Source organism: Pseudomonas sp. P5_B3, assembly GCF_056400405.1.
Genome location: NZ_JBFULI010000041.1, coordinates 35168 through 53617 on the forward strand (window position 1 = coordinate 35168; position 18450 = coordinate 53617).

An 18450-nucleotide genomic window follows, 5' to 3' on the forward strand; every position below is an offset into this window, starting at 1 on the left:
TTCAGCAAATCTCCATCACGGTGAGCAGGTCTTCTGCGCACTCTTGGGCCGTCAGGGATGTGGACAGTCCCAGGCGCAGAGTGCCCCGGGAGTCGAAGACATAGCTGGTCGCGGTATGGGAGAGGGTATAGGTATCGCCGCTCGGGACCTTTTCAAAGAACACGCCGAATTCCTTGGCGGTGGCGGCGGTTTCTTCCAGGGTGCCGTACAGCGCCTCGAAACTCGGGTCGAAGGCTTTTACGTATTTATCGATCATCTCTGGCGTGTCGCGCTCAGGGTCCAGGGTGATGAAGACCACCTGCAGCCTTTCGCCATCGCGCCCCATCAGTTTCTTGGCCTGTGCCGCGCGGGCCAGCGTAGTGGGGCACACAGCCGGGCACTGGGTGAAACCGAAGAACACCATTGGCATCAAGCCGCGATAGCTGCCCAGCATCCGGGTTTCGCCCTGAGCGTTCTTGAGCTTGAAGTTGCGCCCCATGATCTTGTCGCTGAGGTCTTTGCCGTACTTGAACGACAGCTTGCTGCTGTCGTCGCAACCGGCGAGCAGGCCCAGGCTCAACAGGCCCATGCCTTGCAGGACCGTTCGGCGGGTATACACAGTACTCATTGAAAAAGCATCCTGTTGAACAGGCTGAAATGACAGCGTGATGACTGTACAGACGAAAAAATCGTGGGGATGTTAACAAACTGTGCCGGTGCCGGAGGGGCGGATACGACCATTGGACCGACGAAGAGGCGTGACATAGTGTCGCGCCGGAGTGCAATGCTGTTCACTTAAGCGAATGTAGTCCTCTGTAGGAGCGAGCTTGCTCCTGGCGGCGTTCCGACGATGGACTCAAGAGAGCCGCGTTTAGCCAGTAAATACGCGTTATCGTTAACGACCATCGCGAGCAAGCTTGCTCCTACAGGGGGGTTAACGACGCAGCTGCGCGCAATGATCCTTTTCCGGTTGCGCGGCGGTGTACCACACAAAATCCGCACTTTCGGCGGTCACGGTCTTGCCCGCTTCGGCCAGGATCAGCACCGCATTCCCTTCACCGGCCCCCAGGTCCTTCAGGTGCAGCGGCACCCCCAGATCCTTGCGTACGTGGAAGGCACCGGCCAGCAGCAACGCAGGCGTCGGTGCAGCCATCAGGCGCTCTGCCATGTGCCGGTCACGCTGCTGCTGCACGGCGAGCATCGCCGGCATCTGTGCTTCGGGCAGCAGGCCACAATGGGATTCGCGGATGTCTTCGAGCAAGGTCGCCTGTACCTGTTTGGTGGTGGAGGCTGCCCCCGTGAGTACCGGGCGCTGTTTGTAGATCTGCATGATCTGCGCGCGGTCCAGGTTCGCCGCCAGCAGTGGATACGGTTGCCTTAGCGCGTAGGTGACCAGTGCGCCATAGACGCTCCAGTCCCAATTGGCCTGCCAGGCCAGCGTCGTGAACGCATCGGCCGGTGGCTGGCCCGCGCGGGTCGCGGCTTGCGCGGCATCGACCCTGGCCTGTTGATCGGGATTGAGCATCTCCATCAACAAACTACCTTGCGGACGTTGCGCCGCCAGTTCGCGCAGCAGCCACAATTGCAGGGCGTGGTGGTCAGGGTTGTCGTGCTGTTCGCCGACCAATACCCGAGGCACACGGGCCAGGCGTTCGACCAGTTCTTGCGGCGTCAGCGTACGGCCCGTGGCGAGTTCACGGATGACCCCGAGGTCGGCGTGATCACGCCCTTGCGGAGCGATCGGCGCCGGCAGTGGTGTGGCCTGATGGGTTTGGCAGGCAGCCAACAGGCTGAATGCACAGAGCAACAGAAAGCGCATCGGTTTTCCTTATTGGACAGGTGCCCCCTCGATGACGGAGGAGGGGTGGTATCAGCGCGCGATGATCAAAGGGTGACCGCGTTCCGGATGCTGGTGAATCAGCACTTCCAGCCCATACACCGCTGCCAGCGCCTCGGCGGTCAGCACCTCTGCCGGTGGACCATAGGCGTGGGGCAGACCCTGTTGCAACAACAGTAGTTGATCGCAGTAACGTGCGGCCAGGTTGAGGTCGTGCAGGATCACCAGCACGGCAGCGCCGCGCTCGGCGAAGTCGCGCACGGCTTGCAAAATGGTGTGCTGATGCAGCGGATCGAGCATCGACGTCGGCTCATCGAGCAGCAGGGTCTGCCCTTCGGCACCCGGCCAGAGCTGAGCGAGCACCCGCGCCAGATGCACGCGCTGGCGTTCACCGCCGGACAGGGCCAGGTAGCTGCGTCCGGCAAGATGAAGGGCGTCGGCGGCTTTGAGCGCCTCGGCGACGATTTCGTCATCGCGCACGCGGCCGCTGGCGTGAGGCAAGCGACCCATGCCGACGACTTGATTGACCGAGAACGCAAAGTTCAGGCTCGAACTCTGCGGCAGCACCGCCAGGCGTTTGGCCCGTTCCTGACCCGGCCAGTCGGCGAGCGGACGCTCGTCGAGGCTGACCCTGCCTTCACTGGACGCCAGCTCACCACACAAGGCAGCGAGCAGGGTGCTTTTGCCGGCGCCATTCGGTCCCAGCACACCCAGTACTTCACCAGGGCGCAACTCGATATCGATGTTTGCCAGTACCGTGCGGTTGCCACGACGTACCAGCAAGTTGTTTGCCTGCAGCATCAGGAACGCCCTCGCACCAACAGATATAGAAAGAACGGAGCGCCGATCAGTGCGGTCACGATGCCGATGGGCAATTCGGCTGGCGCCAACAGCAGGCGCGCCGCCAGATCAGCCAGCAACAGCAGGCTGGCACCGGCCAGCAACGAGGCGGGCAGCAACACCCGGTGATCCGGGCCGACCAGCAGGCGCATCAGGTGCGGCACCACCAGACCGATAAAACCGATCAGGCCGGCCGCCGCTACAGCGGCACCGACGCCAAGGGCGGTGCACAACACCAGCTCCAGCTTGATCCGCTCGATGTCGAAGCCAAGGTGACGGGCCTCCGACTCACCCAGCAACATGGCATTGAGTGCTGCCGCGCGACGTGGCAACCACAATGCCACGCCCACGGTGACGATCAGCAACGGCCACAAGCGCGGGTAGCTGGCGCCATTGAGGCTGCCCAGGTTCCAGAAGGTCAGGGTACGCAAGGTCGCATCATCAGCCAGGTAGGTGAACAGACCAACCCCGGCACCGGCCATGGCCGTCATTGCCACACCCGCCAGGAGCATGGTGGCAACGTCGGTTTGCCCGTTGCGGCGACCAAAGCGATACACCACCGCCGTGACGATCAAGCCACCGGCGAAGGCGCTGACCGACAGCAGATAAGGTTCGATGGCCGCTGGCATGCCACCGAGCAGACTGCCGCCGACGATGGCGAGGGCGGCACCGAGTGCCGCGCCACCGGAAACACCGACCAGACCCGGGTCCGCCAAGGGGTTGCGGAACAACCCCTGCATCGCCACGCCGGACAGCGCCAGTACTGAACCGACGGCGATGCCGAGCAGACTGCGCGGCAAACGAATCTGACCGAGGATCAACTCCGCCTGCTGCGTGTCGCCACCGTCAAGCGGCAACCCCAGCAGGCGCATCCCGGCCAGCAAGGTATCGCCCAGGGGCAGGCTGACCGGCCCGAGGGCCAGGGACAACCAGAACACCAGCACCAGCAACAGCAGCAAAAAGATCAACGTCGGACGCGGCCGAAAAATGGCCGTCATGGGTTGGTCCCGGCAGTCTGCGCTTTGGCGTCCGGGTAGAACGCCGTGGAAAGACGCGTCAGTGCATCCGGTACACGCGGGCCAAGGCCTCCGACCAGAAGCGTCGGGTCGATCACCACCACCCGGCCATTTCGACCGGCCTGGGTTTGCGCCAGGATCGGGTTCTGTTCCAGCAAGGCTTTACGCGCCGCATCACCCTCCAGACGACCACCGGCAAAGATGATTACTTGCGGGTCCAGGCTCAGCATGGCTTCACTGGAGACCGGTTTGTAGCCGTTGTGCTCACCCAGGCTTTTGCCTCCGGCCTGTTGAATCATCCAGGCGGCCAGGGTGTTTTTGCCCGCCATTTGCAGGTTGCCACCGGAGTGGCTGAGCAGCATCAGCACCCGGGGAGCCGGTTGCTGTTGCTGTTGCTGCGCCAGCTTGACCCAATCGGCCTGGGTTTGCAGGCGCTTGAGGTAACCGCCCATCAGCGCTTGCGCCTCAGTTTCCTTACCCAGCAGTTGCCCCAGCTCGGTCAGGTTGTGTTGCAGGGCCGGCACGTCGGCCTTGGCCGACAGCAATTCAATGCGCACGCCGGCCGCCTTGAGTTGCTCCAGTACCGGTGGCGGGCCCATTTCGTTGCTGCCCACCAGAATGTCCGGCTTCAGGGCCAGGATCCCTTCGGCCGCCAGCGCACGCTGGTAGCCGACGCCCGGCAGGCTGCGCAGCGATTGCGGGTACAGGCTGGTGCTGTCGACACCCACCAGTTTGCTTTCGCCGCCCAGGGCAACCACCCATTCGCTGAACGCACCACCGGCACTGACCCAGCGCTGGGGCAGGGCATCGGCGACGGCCATCTGGCTGACGAGCACGCTGGCACAGGCCAGCAGTGTTTTCATACGCATCGGAACTATTCCTTAGCCGATCAGAGGGGTGGCGGTTTCAGCCAGGGCACGCCAGTCGTCACGCTCAGGGATGCCCGGCTTGCGCACGCCGAACAACTGGATGACCAGCTCTCCTTCGGCATCGAAACCTTCGTAACTGGTGATGATGCCATCGACGCTTGGCTTGCGCACACGCCACAGTTCGGTCACGCCAGTGGTTTTCAGGTGCAGGTTGAACATCGGGTCGAGCACGTTGAACCAGGTGTCCATCCAGCGCAGGTTGCTGACGGGGCCGGAGTGGATCTGGATGCAGTGCTTGTTGCCCACGAACACCATGATCGGCACTTCACGCTTGCCCGCTTCTTCAATGACGCGGGTCAGCTCGACGGTGGCCAGAGGTTCGGCCCACTCGTGACCGGCCAGGCGCAAGGCCTGGGTGCGCGCCACGTCATTGCGCTTGAGCAGCAAGAAGAAGTCGTGGGTGTCCTTGAGCTGCGACCATTCGCTACGCAGGGTGTCTACATCGACTTCGTCATCGGCACGCGGTGCCTTGGCTTGCGGCAGCGGTTGCAGGTTCAGTTCGGCCGTTTGTTCTTCAGCACGGAAACGCTGGACCAACGGCGCCCAGACGGCATCGAAGCTGGTGGCGGTCAGGTAGACCTTGTGCACGGCCAGGCCCTGACGGTCGAACACCTGGATGCTGCGCTGCGGACCGCGCGCGGTGGTCTCATCGACGGCGAACACGCTGGCCCAACCGCTGAGGAACAGGCGCAGGTCGATGTCCGGCGACAGCACCATGCCCATCTGACCGCTGCCCATCACCGTCACTTCGCTGTACACGCCCTTGCGTTCGTGTACGCAATGTTCGTTGCGGGTCAGGGCCATGATGGTGCCCAGTTCGCCGAGGGCTGGCAGCAGCTCTTTCCACTCCGGGCGCAGGCGCACGGTGTCGGTGCCCAGGCGGCTGGCGGTCAGCTCGGCCTCGCTGACGCCCAGTCTGGCGGCGGCGTCGCGGGCGCGCAGGCCCGGTTGTTCGGCGCGTAGCTGTTGCCAGGTCTGGTACAGGGCCGGGCTGGTTGGCAGGGCGGACGTTTGTGCAGTCATGTGAAGCTCCTTCAGGGTCAACGGTTCGCCGTGAGGGCGAATTCTATTGGTATCTCTACGCGGCTGGGCACGGCCCGGCCGTCGACAATTTCGGGGCGAAAACGCCAGGTGGTGACGGCTTCGAGTGCAGCCTGGTCAAGGCTTTCCACCCCGGAAGAACGCACCAGCGTCAGCTTGAGTTGCTGGCCGCGTTCATCCAGGCGCACCTCGACCCGCACCACGCCCTGCTGGTTTCGGCGACGTGCAGTGGTGGGGTAGCGAGGCGCGGGGGGCGGGGTGACGAAGGTCGGGCGCAGGCTGACCACCGGAGAGAGCATGGGGGCCGGGGCAGCAGCGACCGGCGTGGCCGGGTGGGTGTTCTGTGCGGGTACGGCGGCGGGGGGCGCTGCCGGTGCCGGTGGGTTTTTCGCCACGGTGAACGGCAACTCAAGCGGTTCGGCGCGACGTGGATCGGCCTGGGATTTGGGAGCCGGTTGCGGTTTGCTCGCAGCCTTGACGATGGACGGCTGGGTGCTGACCGGCAGTGGCTTGACCGGTGTTGGCGCGGGCGTTGCGGGTTCAGCCTTTGTTGTCGCCGGTTCCTTCACCGGCGTTGGTGCTGGCGCTGATGTTGACGTTGGCGCGCGGACGGGCTGCGGTGGGGCAGGGGCGGGCACCGCAATCGGCGCCAGGGTGACCACTTGAATGGCCATCGGCGGCTGAAAGGCCAAAGGTTCTGGCGCGGCCTGAATCTCGCGAACGAGCCATCCGGCGCTCAAATGCAGCGCAATCGATAACCCCAGACAACCCCAGAAGTGCTTCATGCACACTCGTTCCAGCTTTAAAATATAATGCACATGATAATAATTTGCATTTACAAGTCAAGCTGGTTATCTTCGCCGCCGCTGCCGAAAAGCGTTTTGTATACATCCCTTCAAGAGAAAGGGCCGAGCGCTTTGTTCACAAAAAAATCAAACACACGCCGGGCAGTTGCCGTCACCCATGCAGATCCCCTTCAGCACCCTGCATGCACGTGACCGCTGTCAGACTCTCAGGAGTAAAAGTCAGATGTCGATCCGCCCGCCATTCGCCATGCGTCCCTGGCTCGCCTTGCTGCTGCTCTCACCTTCGCTGGTTTTTGCCGCCGAACCCGTTACTCAGTTCGATACCGTCAGCGTGACCGCCACCCGCACCGAGCAGACCCTGCTGCAGGTGCCGAGTACCGTGTCGGTGCACAGCGAGCGTGAAATCGATCAGCAGAACGACAAGGACCTCAAGGATCTGGTGCGTTATGAGCCGGGTGTTTCGGTGAGCGGCACCGGTAGCCGTTTCGGTCTGTCCGGGGCGAACATCCGCGGTATCGACGGCAATCGGGTCCTGACCCAGGTCGACGGCGTGCGCGTGCCGCAGAGCAACGCTTTCAGCCCGTTCCAGGACGTGCGCAGCAACTACGTCGACCTCGATACCATCAAGCAGGTGGAAATCATCCGCGGCCCGGCGTCTTCGCTGTACGGCAGCGACGCCATCGGTGGTGCGGTCAGCTACCTGACCAAGGACGCCGCTGACTACCTCGAAGACGGCGACGACGCCTACGCACGCTTCAAGACCGGTTATGACGGCAGCGATGACAGTTGGCAGCGCAGCGCCACCTTCGCCGGCCGTACCGGGACTGTCGATGGCCTGTTGCACCTGGGTCGTCGTGACGGTCAGTCCACGGATACCGCTGGCAGCGTCGGTGGTGTCGGCGTCAACCGTGAAGAAGCCAATCCGCTCGACTACACCACTGAAAACGTGCTGGCCAAACTGGGCTGGGACTACGCTGAAGGCGACCGCCTGCAATTCACTTACGAGCGTTATCAGGACGACGCCGACAGCAACCTGCTGAGCGACATCGTTCCCCGCGCCACGGGCATGAGCCCGGCGATTCTCGGCTCCACTTCCAAAGACAGCATCGACCGTACCCGCTACAGCCTGGCGCACACCCTGAGCCTGGACAGCGCGATGGCCGACAAACTGCAATGGCAGTTGAACTATCAGGAAAGCAGCAACGACCAGGATACCTTCCAGCAGCGTCAGACCGCCTCGGGGGTCAACCGCGTGCGCACCCGCCAGTCGTCTTACGATGAACGCTTGTGGAGCCTGAATGCCCAGCTCGACAAACAGTTCGCGATTGCCGACACCAGGCACCATTTGATCTACGGTGGTGAAGTCAAGCGCATCGACTCGAGCAACCTGCGTACCGGTAAAGAGGTTCGCCTGGACACCGGCGCCACCGTACCGGCCTCGGAGAATTTCCCGGTCAGCGACTTCCCGGATCCGACCAGCGAATCCCTGGGCCTGTTCGTGCAGGACAGCATCGAGATCGGCCGCTGGACCCTGTTGCCGGGCCTGCGCTACGACTACTACCGCCAGACCCCGCACGTCACTCAGGAGTTCCTGAATGGCCTGCCGTCGGAAACCGATCCGTCGCGCATCACCGACGATCACATCTCGCCGAAATTCGGCGTGACCTATCAGCTGACCGAGCACGAAAGCCTGTACGGCCAGTACGCCGCCGGTTTCCGCGCACCTAACCCGGTCAACATGTTCGGTGAGTTCAGCAACCCGCAGGTCGGCTACAAGCAAATCGGCAACCCGAACCTCAAGGCGGAAACCAGCGACAGCTTCGAGACCGGTCTGCGTGGTCGCTACGACCTGGGAAGCTTTGGTATTGCGCTGTTCTACAACAAGTACAAGGACTTCATCGACACTGTCAGTTTTGTTGATCCGACCAGCGACATCCCGCTGACCTTCCAGTCGCGCAACCTGAGCAAGGTCACCATTCGTGGTGCCGAAGCCAAGGGTGACGTCAAGCTGGATGCCTTCATGCCGGCCGGCACCCGCGCGCTGGGCTCGATTGCCTATGCCCGTGGCAAGGACGAAGACACCGGCGAGGCGCTCAACAGTGTCGACCCGCTCAAGGCCGTCATGGGCCTGGCCTACGATGCACCGAGCGGCGTGTACGGCGGCCAGGTCATGTGGACTCTGGTTCAGGCCAAGGACCGCGTCGACCACAGCGGCGATGCCGACCTTCTGATCAACCGTCAGTTCGAAACCCCGGGCTACGGCACGCTCGACCTGACGGCCTGGTGGCAGGTGACCCAGGAAGTGTCGGTCAATGGCGGTCTGTTCAACGTGACCGACAAAAAGTACTGGAACTGGGGTGACGTGCAGGGCCGCGACGAGAACGCGGCAGGGCTTGATCGTCTGACTCAGCCAGGGCGTTATGCGGCGGTCAACCTGATCTGGGAAATCTGATGGGCGGGAGCTGATCTGCAACAGCCGGTAGCAGTTGTTCATAAGCTGGCGTGATCCGTGGCGAGGGAGCAAGTTCCCTCGCCACATATTTTTGCGGTGTAAAACTTTTTCTCATCTCCATGAATGAAACTCGTGATCATCACGATAAAAATGAGTTTGTCTCACCAGGGCCCAACTACCGACAATGGCTCCATTAACCAGATGGAGTTTTTATTGTCATGGCATTGGCCCATTCCCTTGGATTTCCGCGCATTGGTCGCGACCGCGAACTGAAAAAGGCTCAAGAGGCGTTCTGGAAGGGCGAGCTCGACGAAGCCGGTCTGCGCGCCGTGGGCCGCGACCTGCGCAAGACCCACTGGAATTTGCAGAAAAAGGCCGGGATCGAGCTGTTGCCGGTCGGCGACTTCGCCTGGTACGACCAGGTCCTGACCCACTCGTTGATGTTCGGTGTAATCCCCGAGCGTTTCCGCCCGCACGACGGCAAGGCCAGCCTGCATACCCTGTTCGGCATGGCGCGCGGTGTGAGCGACAACTGCCGCGGCGCGCACGCCCAGGAAATGACCAAGTGGTTCGATACCAACTATCACTACCTCGTCCCTGAATTCAGCGCCGATCAACAATTCCAGCTCGGTTGGGATCAGCTGTTCGAAGAAGTCGAAGAAGCCCGCGCACTGGGGCACAACGTCAAGCCCGTCATCATCGGCCCGTTGACTTACCTGTGGCTGGGCAAGGCCAAGGGCGCCGAATTCGACAAGCTGGAGCTGCTGGATCGCCTGTTGCCGCTGTACGGCCAGATCTTCCAGCGCCTGGCGGCACAAGGCGTCGAGTGGGTACAAATCGACGAGCCGATCCTGGTCCTCGACCTGCCGCAAGACTGGAAAAACGCCTTTGAACGCGCCTACAACCTGATTCAGCGTGACCCGCTGAAGAAGCTGGTTGCCACTTACTTCGGCGGTCTGGAAGAGAACCTGGGCCTGGCCGCCAACCTGCCGGTGGACGGTCTGCACATCGATCTGGTGCGCGCACCTGAGCAGTTCCCGACCATCCTCGACCGCCTGCCGGCCTACAAAGTGCTGTCGCTGGGCGTGGTCAACGGCCGCAACGTCTGGCGCTGCGACCTGGAAAACGCCCTGGCCACGTTGCAGTATGCTCACGAGCGTCTGGGGGATCGCCTGTGGGTTGCGCCATCCTGCTCGCTGCTGCACAGCCCGGTTGACCTGGGGCGTGAAGACAAGCTCGATGCCGAACTGAAAAGCTGGCTGGCGTTTGCCGTGCAGAAGTGCGAAGAAGTGGCGGTACTGGCTCAGGCGGTCAACCAGTCGGAAGCGCCGAAAGTGCTTGAAGCGCTGAATCGAAGCCGTGCCGTGCAGGCCAGCCGTGCTGCGTCGCCGCGCATCCACAAACCGGCCGTGCAGGCACGTGTTGCCGCGATCACCGCCAAGGACAGCCAGCGTCATTCGCCGTTTGCCCAGCGTATCGCCAAGCAACGCGCCGGTCTGAACCTGCCGCTGTTCCCGACCACCACCATCGGTTCGTTCCCGCAAACCGCGTCGATCCGCCTGGCTCGCCAGTCGTTCAAGCAAGGCAAGCTGACCGAAGCCGAATACACCGAAGCGATGCACAGCGAGATCCGTCACGCCGTGCAAGTGCAGGAACACCTGGGCCTGGACGTGCTGGTGCACGGTGAAGCCGAGCGCAACGACATGGTCGAGTACTTCGCCGAGCAACTCGACGGCTACGTGTTCACCCGTTTCGGCTGGGTCCAGAGCTACGGTTCGCGCTGTGTGAAACCGGCGGTGATCTTCGGCGACCTGAGCCGTCCGAACGCCATGACCGTGGAGTGGATCCGCTATGCCCAAGGCCTCACCGACAAAGTGATGAAGGGCATGCTGACCGGTCCCGTGACCATGCTGATGTGGTCGTTCCCGCGTGAAGACGTGAGCCGCGAAGTGCAGGCCCGCCAACTGGCCCTGGCGATTCGCGACGAAGTGGTGGACCTGGAAGCCGCCGGGATCAAGATCGTGCAGATCGACGAAGCCGCGTTCCGCGAAGGCTTGCCGTTGCGTCGGGCGCAGTGGCAGCACTACCTGGACTGGGCGACCGAAGTGTTCCGCCTGTGCGCCTGCGGCGTACGTGACGAAACCCAGATCCACACCCACATGTGCTACAGCGAATTCAATGATGTGATCGAGTCCATCGCGGCGATGGATGCGGACGTGATCACCATCGAAACCTCGCGCTCGGACATGGAACTGCTGGATGCGTTCGAAGCCTTCGCTTACCCCAACGAAATCGGCCCGGGCGTGTACGACATCCACTCGCCACGGGTGCCGGACTCCGCGGAAATGGCCAACCTGCTGCGCAAGGCTGCCAAGCGCATTCCCGCCGATCGCCTGTGGGTCAACCCGGACTGCGGCCTGAAAACCCGCGGCTGGCCGGAAACCGAAGCGGCGCTGGTGCACATGGTCAATGCGGCGCGTCAACTGCGTAAAGAATGGGCCTGACGCTGTATTAGGTGCACCACGGAACCTGTAGGAGCGAGCCTGCTCGCGATGACGGAGTGTCAGGCGACATTGATCTTGAATGTGCCGGCCTCATCGCGAGCAAGCTCGCTCCCACAGGTGATTTGGGTCGCTCGCAGATTTTGTGTGCAGCCGCTGAACCTGCTCGCGAAAGCGGTGTGTCAGTCAACGAACATGCTGAATGTGCCGGCCTCATCGCGAGCAAGCTCGCTCCCACAATGATTTGGTTAGTTCGCAGATGTTGCGCACAGCCACTGAACCTGTGGGAGCGGGCTTGCCCGCGAAGGCGGTGTGTCAGGCGACATCGATGTCGAATGTGCCGGCCTCATCGCGAGCAAGCTCGCTCCCACAATGATTTGGGGTAGTTCCCAGATTTTGCGTACAACCACTGAACCTGTGGGAGCGGGCTTGCCCGCGAAGGCGGTGTGTCAGGCGACATCGATGTCGAATGTGCCGGCCTCATCGCGAGCAAGCTCGCTCCCACAATGATTGGGGTAGTTCGCAGATTTTGCGTACAACCACTGAACCTGTGGGAGCGGGCTTGCCCGCGAAGACGGTGTGTCAGGCGACATCGATGTCGAATGTGCCGGCCTCATCGCGAGCAAGCTCGCTCCCACAATGATTTGGTTAGTTCTCAGATGTTGCGCACAGCCACTGAAACCTGTGGGAGCGAGCTTGCTCGCGATGACGGCTCGACAGCCGCCGATGAAGTGACAGCCAGACCGCTATCGCGAGCAAGCTTCCAAAGGATTTGCATCACTCAGCACCGCGGCTCGGCCACCAACAGCAACGACTGCGGCACAGGGCTTTGCGGGTGCTGCGGCTCCTGCAAGCCGACCAGCGTAAAACCGGCCATGTCCAGCGCATTGAACCAACTGGACAGAGTACGGAAATACCACGGCATGGGCTGCCACTGCCCCTTGAAGCCGGCGAAGGTCTCTTCCCGCCAGCCATCCTGATAATCGCCTGCCGCAGCTGCCCATGGATGCAACGTCTGGATCACCAGCGCGCCACCCGGGGCGAGCAAGAGGTTCATGGCGGCGAGCAGGGGGATGATGTCCTGATGCAGCAGGGCAAAATTGGCGCAGATCAGGTCGTAGTCGCGGCCGATATCGACTTTCGCTTCGGCCAACGCTTCATAACTCGCCACATGCACTTTCGACGAACCCGCCGCTCGCGCCGCCTCCACCAGCGTCACGTCGCCATCCACACCCACCGCGTCAATGGCCCGTTCAGCCAGCGCGCGCAACAACCAGCCTTCGCCGCAACCCAGGTCGAGTACACGCTCGGGCTGACGACCCAGCACCGCCAGCAGAATGGCCTGGTCGGTGACCTTGAGGCGGCTTTCGATGGTGCCGCTGCGGATGGCGTCAATCCAGGCCTGGGCGTTGTGGTGCCAACTGTCGAGGAGGGTGGATTCGGGGGCTGACATGGTCGATGTCCGGCGTGATGGCTTGGATGAAAGGATAGGGCAACAGAATATTAACGGTGGAGCCGGTTTTTACCCGGCTCCACCGACTGCGCGTGGCTAGGCGCTTTTGGTGGCAGCCAAATGATAGGCAACCAACGCGTTTGCGTGGCCATGACCCATGCCGTGTTCGGCTTTGAGCCAAGTCACCATCTCCATGTGTTTCTTGTCGCTGACGGTTTTAAGCAGATCCAGCCAATGGGTGATCGGCTGACCGTACTTTTTTTCGATTGACGGGAAGTACGAAGCCGGTCCTTTGGTTTTTGTCTCTTCGGTCACGATGCAAACTCCCTTTTCGATTTTCCAGGTTCGAAAGCAGCGCCGGTTACGTTACTTATTTGCCGTCAACGAGTCCATCATGATCCAGCAACTGCCTGCCGTGTGATCTCGCATCACGCAGCAGGCGGTTTCGCCAGTTCAATGCCAGCGGCACCCAGCCGCTTGAGAATTTCAAACAGCAGCTCGCTTTTGATCGCGCCGACGGTGCGTGGGCTGCCGACGTAACCGGTGATGGTCAAGGTGATGCCCTCAGGTTTCAGCTGACTGAAACGCAAAAATGGCACCGGTTTATCGAGAATGGATTCGTGTTCGGTGAAGGTGTCGTGCAGCAGGTTTTGCACTTGCTCAGGGTCGATGTCCAGCGGGAACATCAGTTCGAGTATCACCACGCCCTGGGCGCTGCCGCCGAGGGTGACGTTGCGCAGGTTCTGCGAAATCAGGTGGGAGTTGGGTACGATCATGATCGAGCGGTCGGCCAGTTGTATTTCCGTCGCCCGCACGTTGATCCGTCGTATATCGCCTTCGACGCCACTGATGCTGATCAGGTCGCCGACCTTCACCGGGCGCTCGGTCAGCAGGATCAGGCCGGAGATGAAATTCTTCACGATCTCCTGAAGGCCGAAGCCGATGCCCACTGAAAGGGCACTGACGATCCAGGCCAGGTTGGTCCACTTGATCCCCAGCGACGCCAGCGTGAGCAGGACGACGGACACGTAGCCGATGTTGGCGAACAGGGTGCTCAGCGAGGCGCACATGCCTGGGTCCATCTCGGTTTTCGGCAGGAACTCGCTATCCAGCCAGCGGCGCAGCGTGCGTATCAGGTAGACACCGATCATCAGTGTCAGGAGGGCATGCATCAAATTGTCCGGGACGATGTTCAGCTTGCGCAGCCCTTCACCGCCGAGTATGGCCACAGTGCCAGTGACCAGTTGCCCGAGCGTCGTACCGACCCCACCGACAAACAACGCGATGACGCCGATCAGTATCAGGATGGCGCGGCCTGCGCCGGAAAACACGGTGCAGATCTGCTCCAGGCGCGGATTGCCGATGCCCAGCAGCTGTTTGATGGCCTTGCCGGCGGGTTGCCGGGGCGAAAAAACGTAGTCGCAGATGTCCTGGTAAACCTGTGTGAGCAGGTAGAAACCGGCGAAGATGATGAATATCCAGACCAATTCATAGGTGATGAACCGGGCCATCGTCACGTAGCCGATCACCAGGGCGAACAGGGACACCACCACGGCAAAGCCGGTAAACGCATAAATCAGGCCGGCGAAGGTGGTGACGCCTTCGGGAGCTTCTCCGGCCACCATCAGGTCTCGGCGCGTCTTGCTGACGCGCAATAGCAGCGCGCCGATCACCAGTGCCGCGACCAACGCCACGATGCCCCGACCGAACAACACCACTTCGGCGCTCATGCCGGTGACATTGCTCATTTGTACCAGGGTCACCAGCACCAGCAGCAGGCTTGCCAGCAACCTTGGATAGGGTTCCATCGCCAGCGCCACCGGATCGGCGATATCGGGCAGGCGCCATGAAGGATGTTTGGTCGATAGCAATGCGCGACTCAACCCGGTGATCAGCACGCAGGTATAGGCCAGCTTTTCCAGGTACTGCGCCAGATCGGCCAGCAGTGGGGTGTAGGGCAGTTGGCGGGTCCCGGCAAAATGCAGCAGTTGCAGGGCGATGCCGGCGGTCAGCACCGTCGCCACTACCGATGCCAGCGCAAGGGAGCTGCGCCGCAACCGGCCTTCAGGCATTCGATGGATGCACAACCATGCCAGAGCCCGGCCGGCGAGCTTTCGTCCCACGGTCCAGATGGCCAGGGCCAGGATCAGCAGGGCGGCGGTCATCCCGCGTTGTCCGGGTTGCCAGGCGGCCCGGTGCGTGGCCTCGAGTTGCTCGATGAGGGCGCTGAAACGCTGGCGGTCCTCGATCGGAAGAGCGAACAATGGCGACCAGAATCCCGGGTTCAGGATACTGCTGGTTTGCTGGGTCACTTCCGCTTCCAGCAGGCTGCGCCGGATACTGCCAATCTGGGTGATCAGTTCGGCGGCACTTGTTTTCAGAGCGGCCAGGGTTTTGAGCTGGCTATCGAGCTTGTTTTTTTGCTCGCCGAGGGCGTCTCGCTGGGTGGTAATGGCAGACGTCACCAGTGCGTTCTCGTCGAGCGGCACCGGCCCCAACACGTTGAGTTGCGCCTGCAACTGCGCCTGTCCGGGCAGCAGCGATGTGGACAGGCGTTCAATGTCCTGAATCAGTACTTGCACCAGATCCTGTGAGCTTTCCAGCTGGGTGTAATTGCTGGCCTGGGAAACCTGCTGCTTGAGGCTGTTGAGCTGGTTTTGCACCCCCAGCAATTCGCTGTCGGCGATGCTGATGATCGGGGCTGCGGGGGCGGGAGCTGGGGCAAGGGCAGGAGCGTCGGCCATGTCCCCCGCCAACAGCCATCCCGGGCTGGCCGCCAGAAGCGCGAAGGCGACGCAGATCATTGACTTCAAGACATTGCACATCGGCGAGCTCGACGGGTTGTTAGTCACTTAGCCAATGAGGTTAGGTCATGACACGCACCCTTGAGCATTGTTTTGTCGGTAGTGCCCCGGCTGGTTCTTGCCCAGACATTACTCATGCTGTTGCCGCGCCGGGAAAAACAGTTCGAAGCAGGTGATGCCGTCGGCACTGCTGACGTGGCAGGCACCGTTGTGCAGTTGCATGATCGTCGCGACGATCGACAGGCCCAGGCCATTGGATTGGGCCGAGCGTTCACGGGACTCATCGACCCGGTAGAAACGTTCGAACAGCCGTGACAGATGCTGGGCCGGGATGGTCGGGCCGTGGTTGCGCACTTGCACCTGGATGCCGTCGGCAGTCGGCCTGGCGTGGATGCACAGCTCGGAATGCGGGGCGCCGTACTTGATGGCGTTGGCGCACAGGTTGGCCAATGCACGACGCAGCAACATGGGCTCGGCCCAGATCAAACCGCTGCCTTGGGCATCGATGCAGATGCCAACGTCGGTCGCCGGGCCTTCGAAATAGTCGGCCATGCGTTGCATTTCATCGGCGGCATCCAGCTCCTGGCGCTGACGCAAGGCACTGCGCGGATCGGTGCGGGCCAGGAACAGCATGTTGTCGAGCATGCGCGCCAGGCGTTCAAGCTCTTCGACATTCGAGGCCAACAGTTGCTGATAGGCGTCAGTGCTGCGGTTCTGCTGCAAGGCCACCTGGGTTTCGCCCAGCAGATTGTTGATCGGTGTACGCAGCTCGTGGGCCATGTCGGTCGATACCTGGCCCAACTGGATGAAGCCTTTGTCCAGCCGGTCGAGCATGGCGTTGAAGGCGTCGATCATGGGCAACAGTTCCAGCGGCGCGCCCTGGCTGTCGAGGCGTTCGTTGAGGTTGCCGACGTCGATGCTCTGGGTGTGGCGGGCCAGGCGCCGCACGGGCAACAGGCCGCGATGCACCAGCAGATAACCGGACAGCGCCAGCAGAATCGCCGCGACGCTGGCGAACAGGTACACATTGAGCCGGTAGTCGGCGAGCACGGCGGTGCGTTCGGTCATCAGGCGCCCGGTCACCACTTGCAGGCTGCCCAGATCACCGGAGTCGATGGTCGCCGCCAAGGCGGAAAACGGCACGCCATTGACGTTGGGCAAATGCTGCACGTCGTTCAGGGTCAGTCGATGATCCATCGCCACCGGGGTCAGCACCGGCATTTTCAGGTTGCCCGGGTTGACCACCAGCAAGGGCGGTTGGCCAGGGGTGCCGATGGTCAGCAGGGCCTCGCGGTTGCCCATCATGTTCTGGAACAGCGCCGGCTTGGCCTTGATCAGGTCCAGGGTATTGCTGTCATTGAGGAAGGTGCGCAACTGGTCGATGCGGGTGATCAGGGCAATGTCGTCGCGATGGATCAACTCGCGCTCCAGGTCGCGATACAGTGCTACGCCTAGCAGTGCCAGCGAAACAAACGCCAGCAGGGCGAACACCAGCGCCAGACGCAGGGTCAGGGAGTGGCTGAGACGGGAGGCGGATTGCAGCGGCGTCATGGCATTCATGGTTGCATTCAGGGTTGAGTGTCGAAGCGATAGCCGATGCCGCGCACGCTGTGGATCAGCTTGAGCGGGAACGGATCATCGATTTTCAGGCGCAGGCGGCGCACGGCGACATCGACGACATTGGTGTCGCTGTCGAAATTCATGTCCCAGACCCGCGAGGCGATCATCGAACGTGACAGCACTTCACCCTGATGCGTGGCGAACAGGTGCAGCAGGGCAAACTCCTTGTTGGTCAGGGTGATGCGGTTGCCGGCGCGGCTGACGCGACGCTTGAGCACGTCGATCTGCAGGTCGTCGACGTGCAGGTGTTCTTCTTCCCGGGTAGGGCCGCGCCGGGTCAGGGTGCGCAGGCGTGCCACCAGTTCGGCGAAGGAAAACGGTTTGATCAGGTAATCGTCGGCGCCCAGTTCCAGGCCTTTGATGCGGTCGGCGATGTCATCCCGGGCGGTGAGGAACAGCACCGGCGTGTCGGCTTCCTTGCGCAGGCGGCGCAGGACTTCCCAGCCATCCATCTTCGGCATCATGACGTCCAGCACAATCACATCGAAGTCGTGTTCCAGGGCCAGGTGCAAGCCGTCGACGCCGTCCCGCGCCAGGCTCACCGTGTATCCGAGTTCCTGCAGGCCGTTGAGCAGGTAATTGCCGGCCTTGGGTTCGTCTTCGACTACGAGGATGTTCATCGGGACCTGCCTGTTTCGGTCGGGCTACGGGGGCGCATCAGTGGCGCAAGTGTAGCCCGATCGACGGTGACGGCAGGCATCCGCTCAGTTCTCACCAATGCAGCCAACGCCCTGGACCTGGTAGTCCAACTGGTGCTCGCGACCCTGATGGTCGAGGTAGTTGAACTGCGCCGGGACGATGCCGCACTTGCCGTTGAGGTCGGTCATCGACAGGACCTTGGCCACATCCACCGGGACATAGAAGCCGTCTTTGTCGTGGATGATCGATGAGGTGGGCTGGGTAGCGGCAAACGCCGAACCGGTGGCGAGCAGGGCGACAAAGCCCGCGATCAACATTTTCATGACGAGTCTCTCTCTACAAGGGCAGGGTGGCTGCCGGTGGTTGGCCTGACAGTGAGTTCAGGTTAACGAGGCGATCCGGACAGCCGACCAACAGCTTGATGACAAAGTTGTAATGAAAGGATGGCGGGAGCACCCAGGTCCCTGTGGGAGCGAGCTTGCTCGCGATGGCTGTGTGTCAGACACCGAAAATGTCGACTGACACTCCGCTAT

15 protein-coding genes are annotated in these 18450 nt (G+C 61.9%); 2 read left to right on the forward strand and 13 right to left on the reverse strand.

The features are described from left to right. Position 1 precedes the first annotated feature (1 nt). The 7 genes from AC1DRN_RS21765 to AC1DRN_RS21795 form a co-directional block, all read right to left on the reverse strand. Complete coding sequence (locus tag AC1DRN_RS21765; RefSeq protein ID WP_223463015.1) at positions 2-607, reverse strand: SCO family protein; 606 nt, start codon at positions 605-607, stop codon at positions 2-4. A 306-nt stretch (positions 608-913) separates the two neighbouring features. Then, a complete protein-coding gene (locus tag AC1DRN_RS21770) occupies positions 914-1798 on the reverse strand; it encodes a ChaN family lipoprotein (RefSeq protein ID WP_223463014.1) in 885 nt (294 codons plus the stop codon). 51 nt (positions 1799-1849) lie between these two features. After that, positions 1850-2617 carry a heme ABC transporter ATP-binding protein gene (locus AC1DRN_RS21775; RefSeq protein ID WP_223463013.1) on the reverse strand — a complete coding sequence of 256 codons (768 nt, stop codon included), beginning with the start codon at positions 2615-2617 and terminating at the stop codon, positions 1850-1852. Further along, positions 2617-3600, reverse strand: coding sequence for a FecCD family ABC transporter permease (locus tag AC1DRN_RS21780; protein ID WP_223463068.1), 984 nt, complete (start codon positions 3598-3600; stop codon positions 2617-2619). Before AC1DRN_RS21780 ends, AC1DRN_RS21775 begins: the two co-directional genes overlap by 1 nt. Before the next feature lie 50 nt (positions 3601-3650). Then, complete coding sequence (locus AC1DRN_RS21785) at positions 3651-4541, reverse strand: heme/hemin ABC transporter substrate-binding protein (protein WP_223463012.1); 891 nt, start codon at positions 4539-4541, stop codon at positions 3651-3653. Between the two features lie 12 nt (positions 4542-4553). Beyond that, positions 4554-5624 (reverse strand): hemin-degrading factor, encoded by a 1071-nt coding sequence (locus AC1DRN_RS21790; protein ID WP_223463011.1) that lies wholly within the window; start codon positions 5622-5624, stop codon positions 4554-4556. 17 nt (positions 5625-5641) lie between these two features. Further along, positions 5642-6427 (reverse strand): energy transducer TonB, encoded by a 786-nt coding sequence (locus AC1DRN_RS21795; protein ID WP_457266140.1) that lies wholly within the window; start codon positions 6425-6427, stop codon positions 5642-5644. Positions 6428-6671: 244 nt separating this feature from the next. Here AC1DRN_RS21795 and AC1DRN_RS21800 point away from each other — a divergent pair, with 244 nt between their 5' ends. Together AC1DRN_RS21800 and metE are read left to right on the forward strand one after the other, a co-directional pair. Then, entirely contained in the window at positions 6672-8900 is a 2229-nt protein-coding gene (locus AC1DRN_RS21800) for a TonB-dependent hemoglobin/transferrin/lactoferrin family receptor (RefSeq protein WP_223463930.1), read from the forward strand. Positions 8901-9118: 218 nt separating this feature from the next. After that, a complete protein-coding gene (metE, locus tag AC1DRN_RS21805; RefSeq protein ID WP_223463931.1) occupies positions 9119-11404 on the forward strand; it encodes a 5-methyltetrahydropteroyltriglutamate--homocysteine S-methyltransferase in 2286 nt (761 codons plus the stop codon). 778 nt (positions 11405-12182) lie between these two features. On the opposite strand, the gene AC1DRN_RS21810 is transcribed toward metE, so the two are convergent. The 6 genes from AC1DRN_RS21810 to AC1DRN_RS21835 form a co-directional block, all read right to left on the reverse strand. Beyond that, entirely contained in the window at positions 12183-12854 is a 672-nt protein-coding gene (locus AC1DRN_RS21810) for a class I SAM-dependent methyltransferase (protein ID WP_223463932.1), read from the reverse strand. Between the two features lie 96 nt (positions 12855-12950). Then, positions 12951-13169: a DUF4287 domain-containing protein gene (locus AC1DRN_RS21815; RefSeq protein ID WP_223463933.1), complete on the reverse strand. Its 219-nt coding sequence runs from the start codon at positions 13167-13169 to the stop codon at positions 12951-12953. Between the two features lie 113 nt (positions 13170-13282). Continuing rightward, positions 13283-15598 carry a DUF3772 domain-containing protein gene (locus tag AC1DRN_RS21820; protein WP_223463934.1) on the reverse strand — a complete coding sequence of 772 codons (2316 nt, stop codon included), beginning with the start codon at positions 15596-15598 and terminating at the stop codon, positions 13283-13285. A 189-nt stretch (positions 15599-15787) separates the two neighbouring features. After that, positions 15788-17218 carry a heavy metal sensor histidine kinase gene (locus AC1DRN_RS21825; RefSeq protein WP_223463935.1) on the reverse strand — a complete coding sequence of 477 codons (1431 nt, stop codon included), beginning with the start codon at positions 17216-17218 and terminating at the stop codon, positions 15788-15790. Between the two features lie 8 nt (positions 17219-17226). Continuing rightward, complete coding sequence (locus tag AC1DRN_RS21830) at positions 17227-17898, reverse strand: heavy metal response regulator transcription factor (protein ID WP_046040381.1); 672 nt, start codon at positions 17896-17898, stop codon at positions 17227-17229. Between the two features lie 84 nt (positions 17899-17982). Next, positions 17983-18240 (reverse strand): DUF2790 domain-containing protein, encoded by a 258-nt coding sequence (locus AC1DRN_RS21835; protein WP_223463936.1) that lies wholly within the window; start codon positions 18238-18240, stop codon positions 17983-17985. Between the last annotated feature and the right edge of the window lie 210 nt (positions 18241-18450).

Excerpts from the sequence above, each read along its gene's own strand:
- AC1DRN_RS21835 (WP_223463936.1), bottom strand. The coding sequence starts at position 18,240 with ATGAAAATGTTGATCGCGGGCTTTGTCGCCCTGCTCGCCACCGGTTCG.
- AC1DRN_RS21800 (WP_223463930.1), top strand. The coding sequence starts at position 6,672 with ATGTCGATCCGCCCGCCATTCGCCATGCGTCCCTGGCTCGCCTTGCTG.
- AC1DRN_RS21820 (WP_223463934.1), bottom strand. The coding sequence starts at position 15,598 with ATGGCCGACGCTCCTGCCCTTGCCCCAGCTCCCGCCCCCGCAGCCCCG.
- AC1DRN_RS21775 (WP_223463013.1), bottom strand. The coding sequence starts at position 2,617 with ATGCTGCAGGCAAACAACTTGCTGGTACGTCGTGGCAACCGCACGGTA.
- AC1DRN_RS21790 (WP_223463011.1), bottom strand. The coding sequence starts at position 5,624 with ATGACTGCACAAACGTCCGCCCTGCCAACCAGCCCGGCCCTGTACCAG.
- AC1DRN_RS21830 (WP_046040381.1), bottom strand. The coding sequence starts at position 17,898 with ATGAACATCCTCGTAGTCGAAGACGAACCCAAGGCCGGCAATTACCTG.
- AC1DRN_RS21795 (WP_457266140.1), bottom strand. The coding sequence starts at position 6,427 with ATGAAGCACTTCTGGGGTTGTCTGGGGTTATCGATTGCGCTGCATTTG.
- AC1DRN_RS21810 (WP_223463932.1), bottom strand. The coding sequence starts at position 12,854 with ATGTCAGCCCCCGAATCCACCCTCCTCGACAGTTGGCACCACAACGCC.
- AC1DRN_RS21785 (WP_223463012.1), bottom strand. The coding sequence starts at position 4,541 with ATGCGTATGAAAACACTGCTGGCCTGTGCCAGCGTGCTCGTCAGCCAG.
- metE (WP_223463931.1), top strand. The coding sequence starts at position 9,119 with ATGGCATTGGCCCATTCCCTTGGATTTCCGCGCATTGGTCGCGACCGC.
- AC1DRN_RS21825 (WP_223463935.1), bottom strand. The coding sequence starts at position 17,218 with ATGAATGCCATGACGCCGCTGCAATCCGCCTCCCGTCTCAGCCACTCC.
- AC1DRN_RS21770 (WP_223463014.1), bottom strand. The coding sequence starts at position 1,798 with ATGCGCTTTCTGTTGCTCTGTGCATTCAGCCTGTTGGCTGCCTGCCAA.
- AC1DRN_RS21765 (WP_223463015.1), bottom strand. The coding sequence starts at position 607 with ATGAGTACTGTGTATACCCGCCGAACGGTCCTGCAAGGCATGGGCCTG.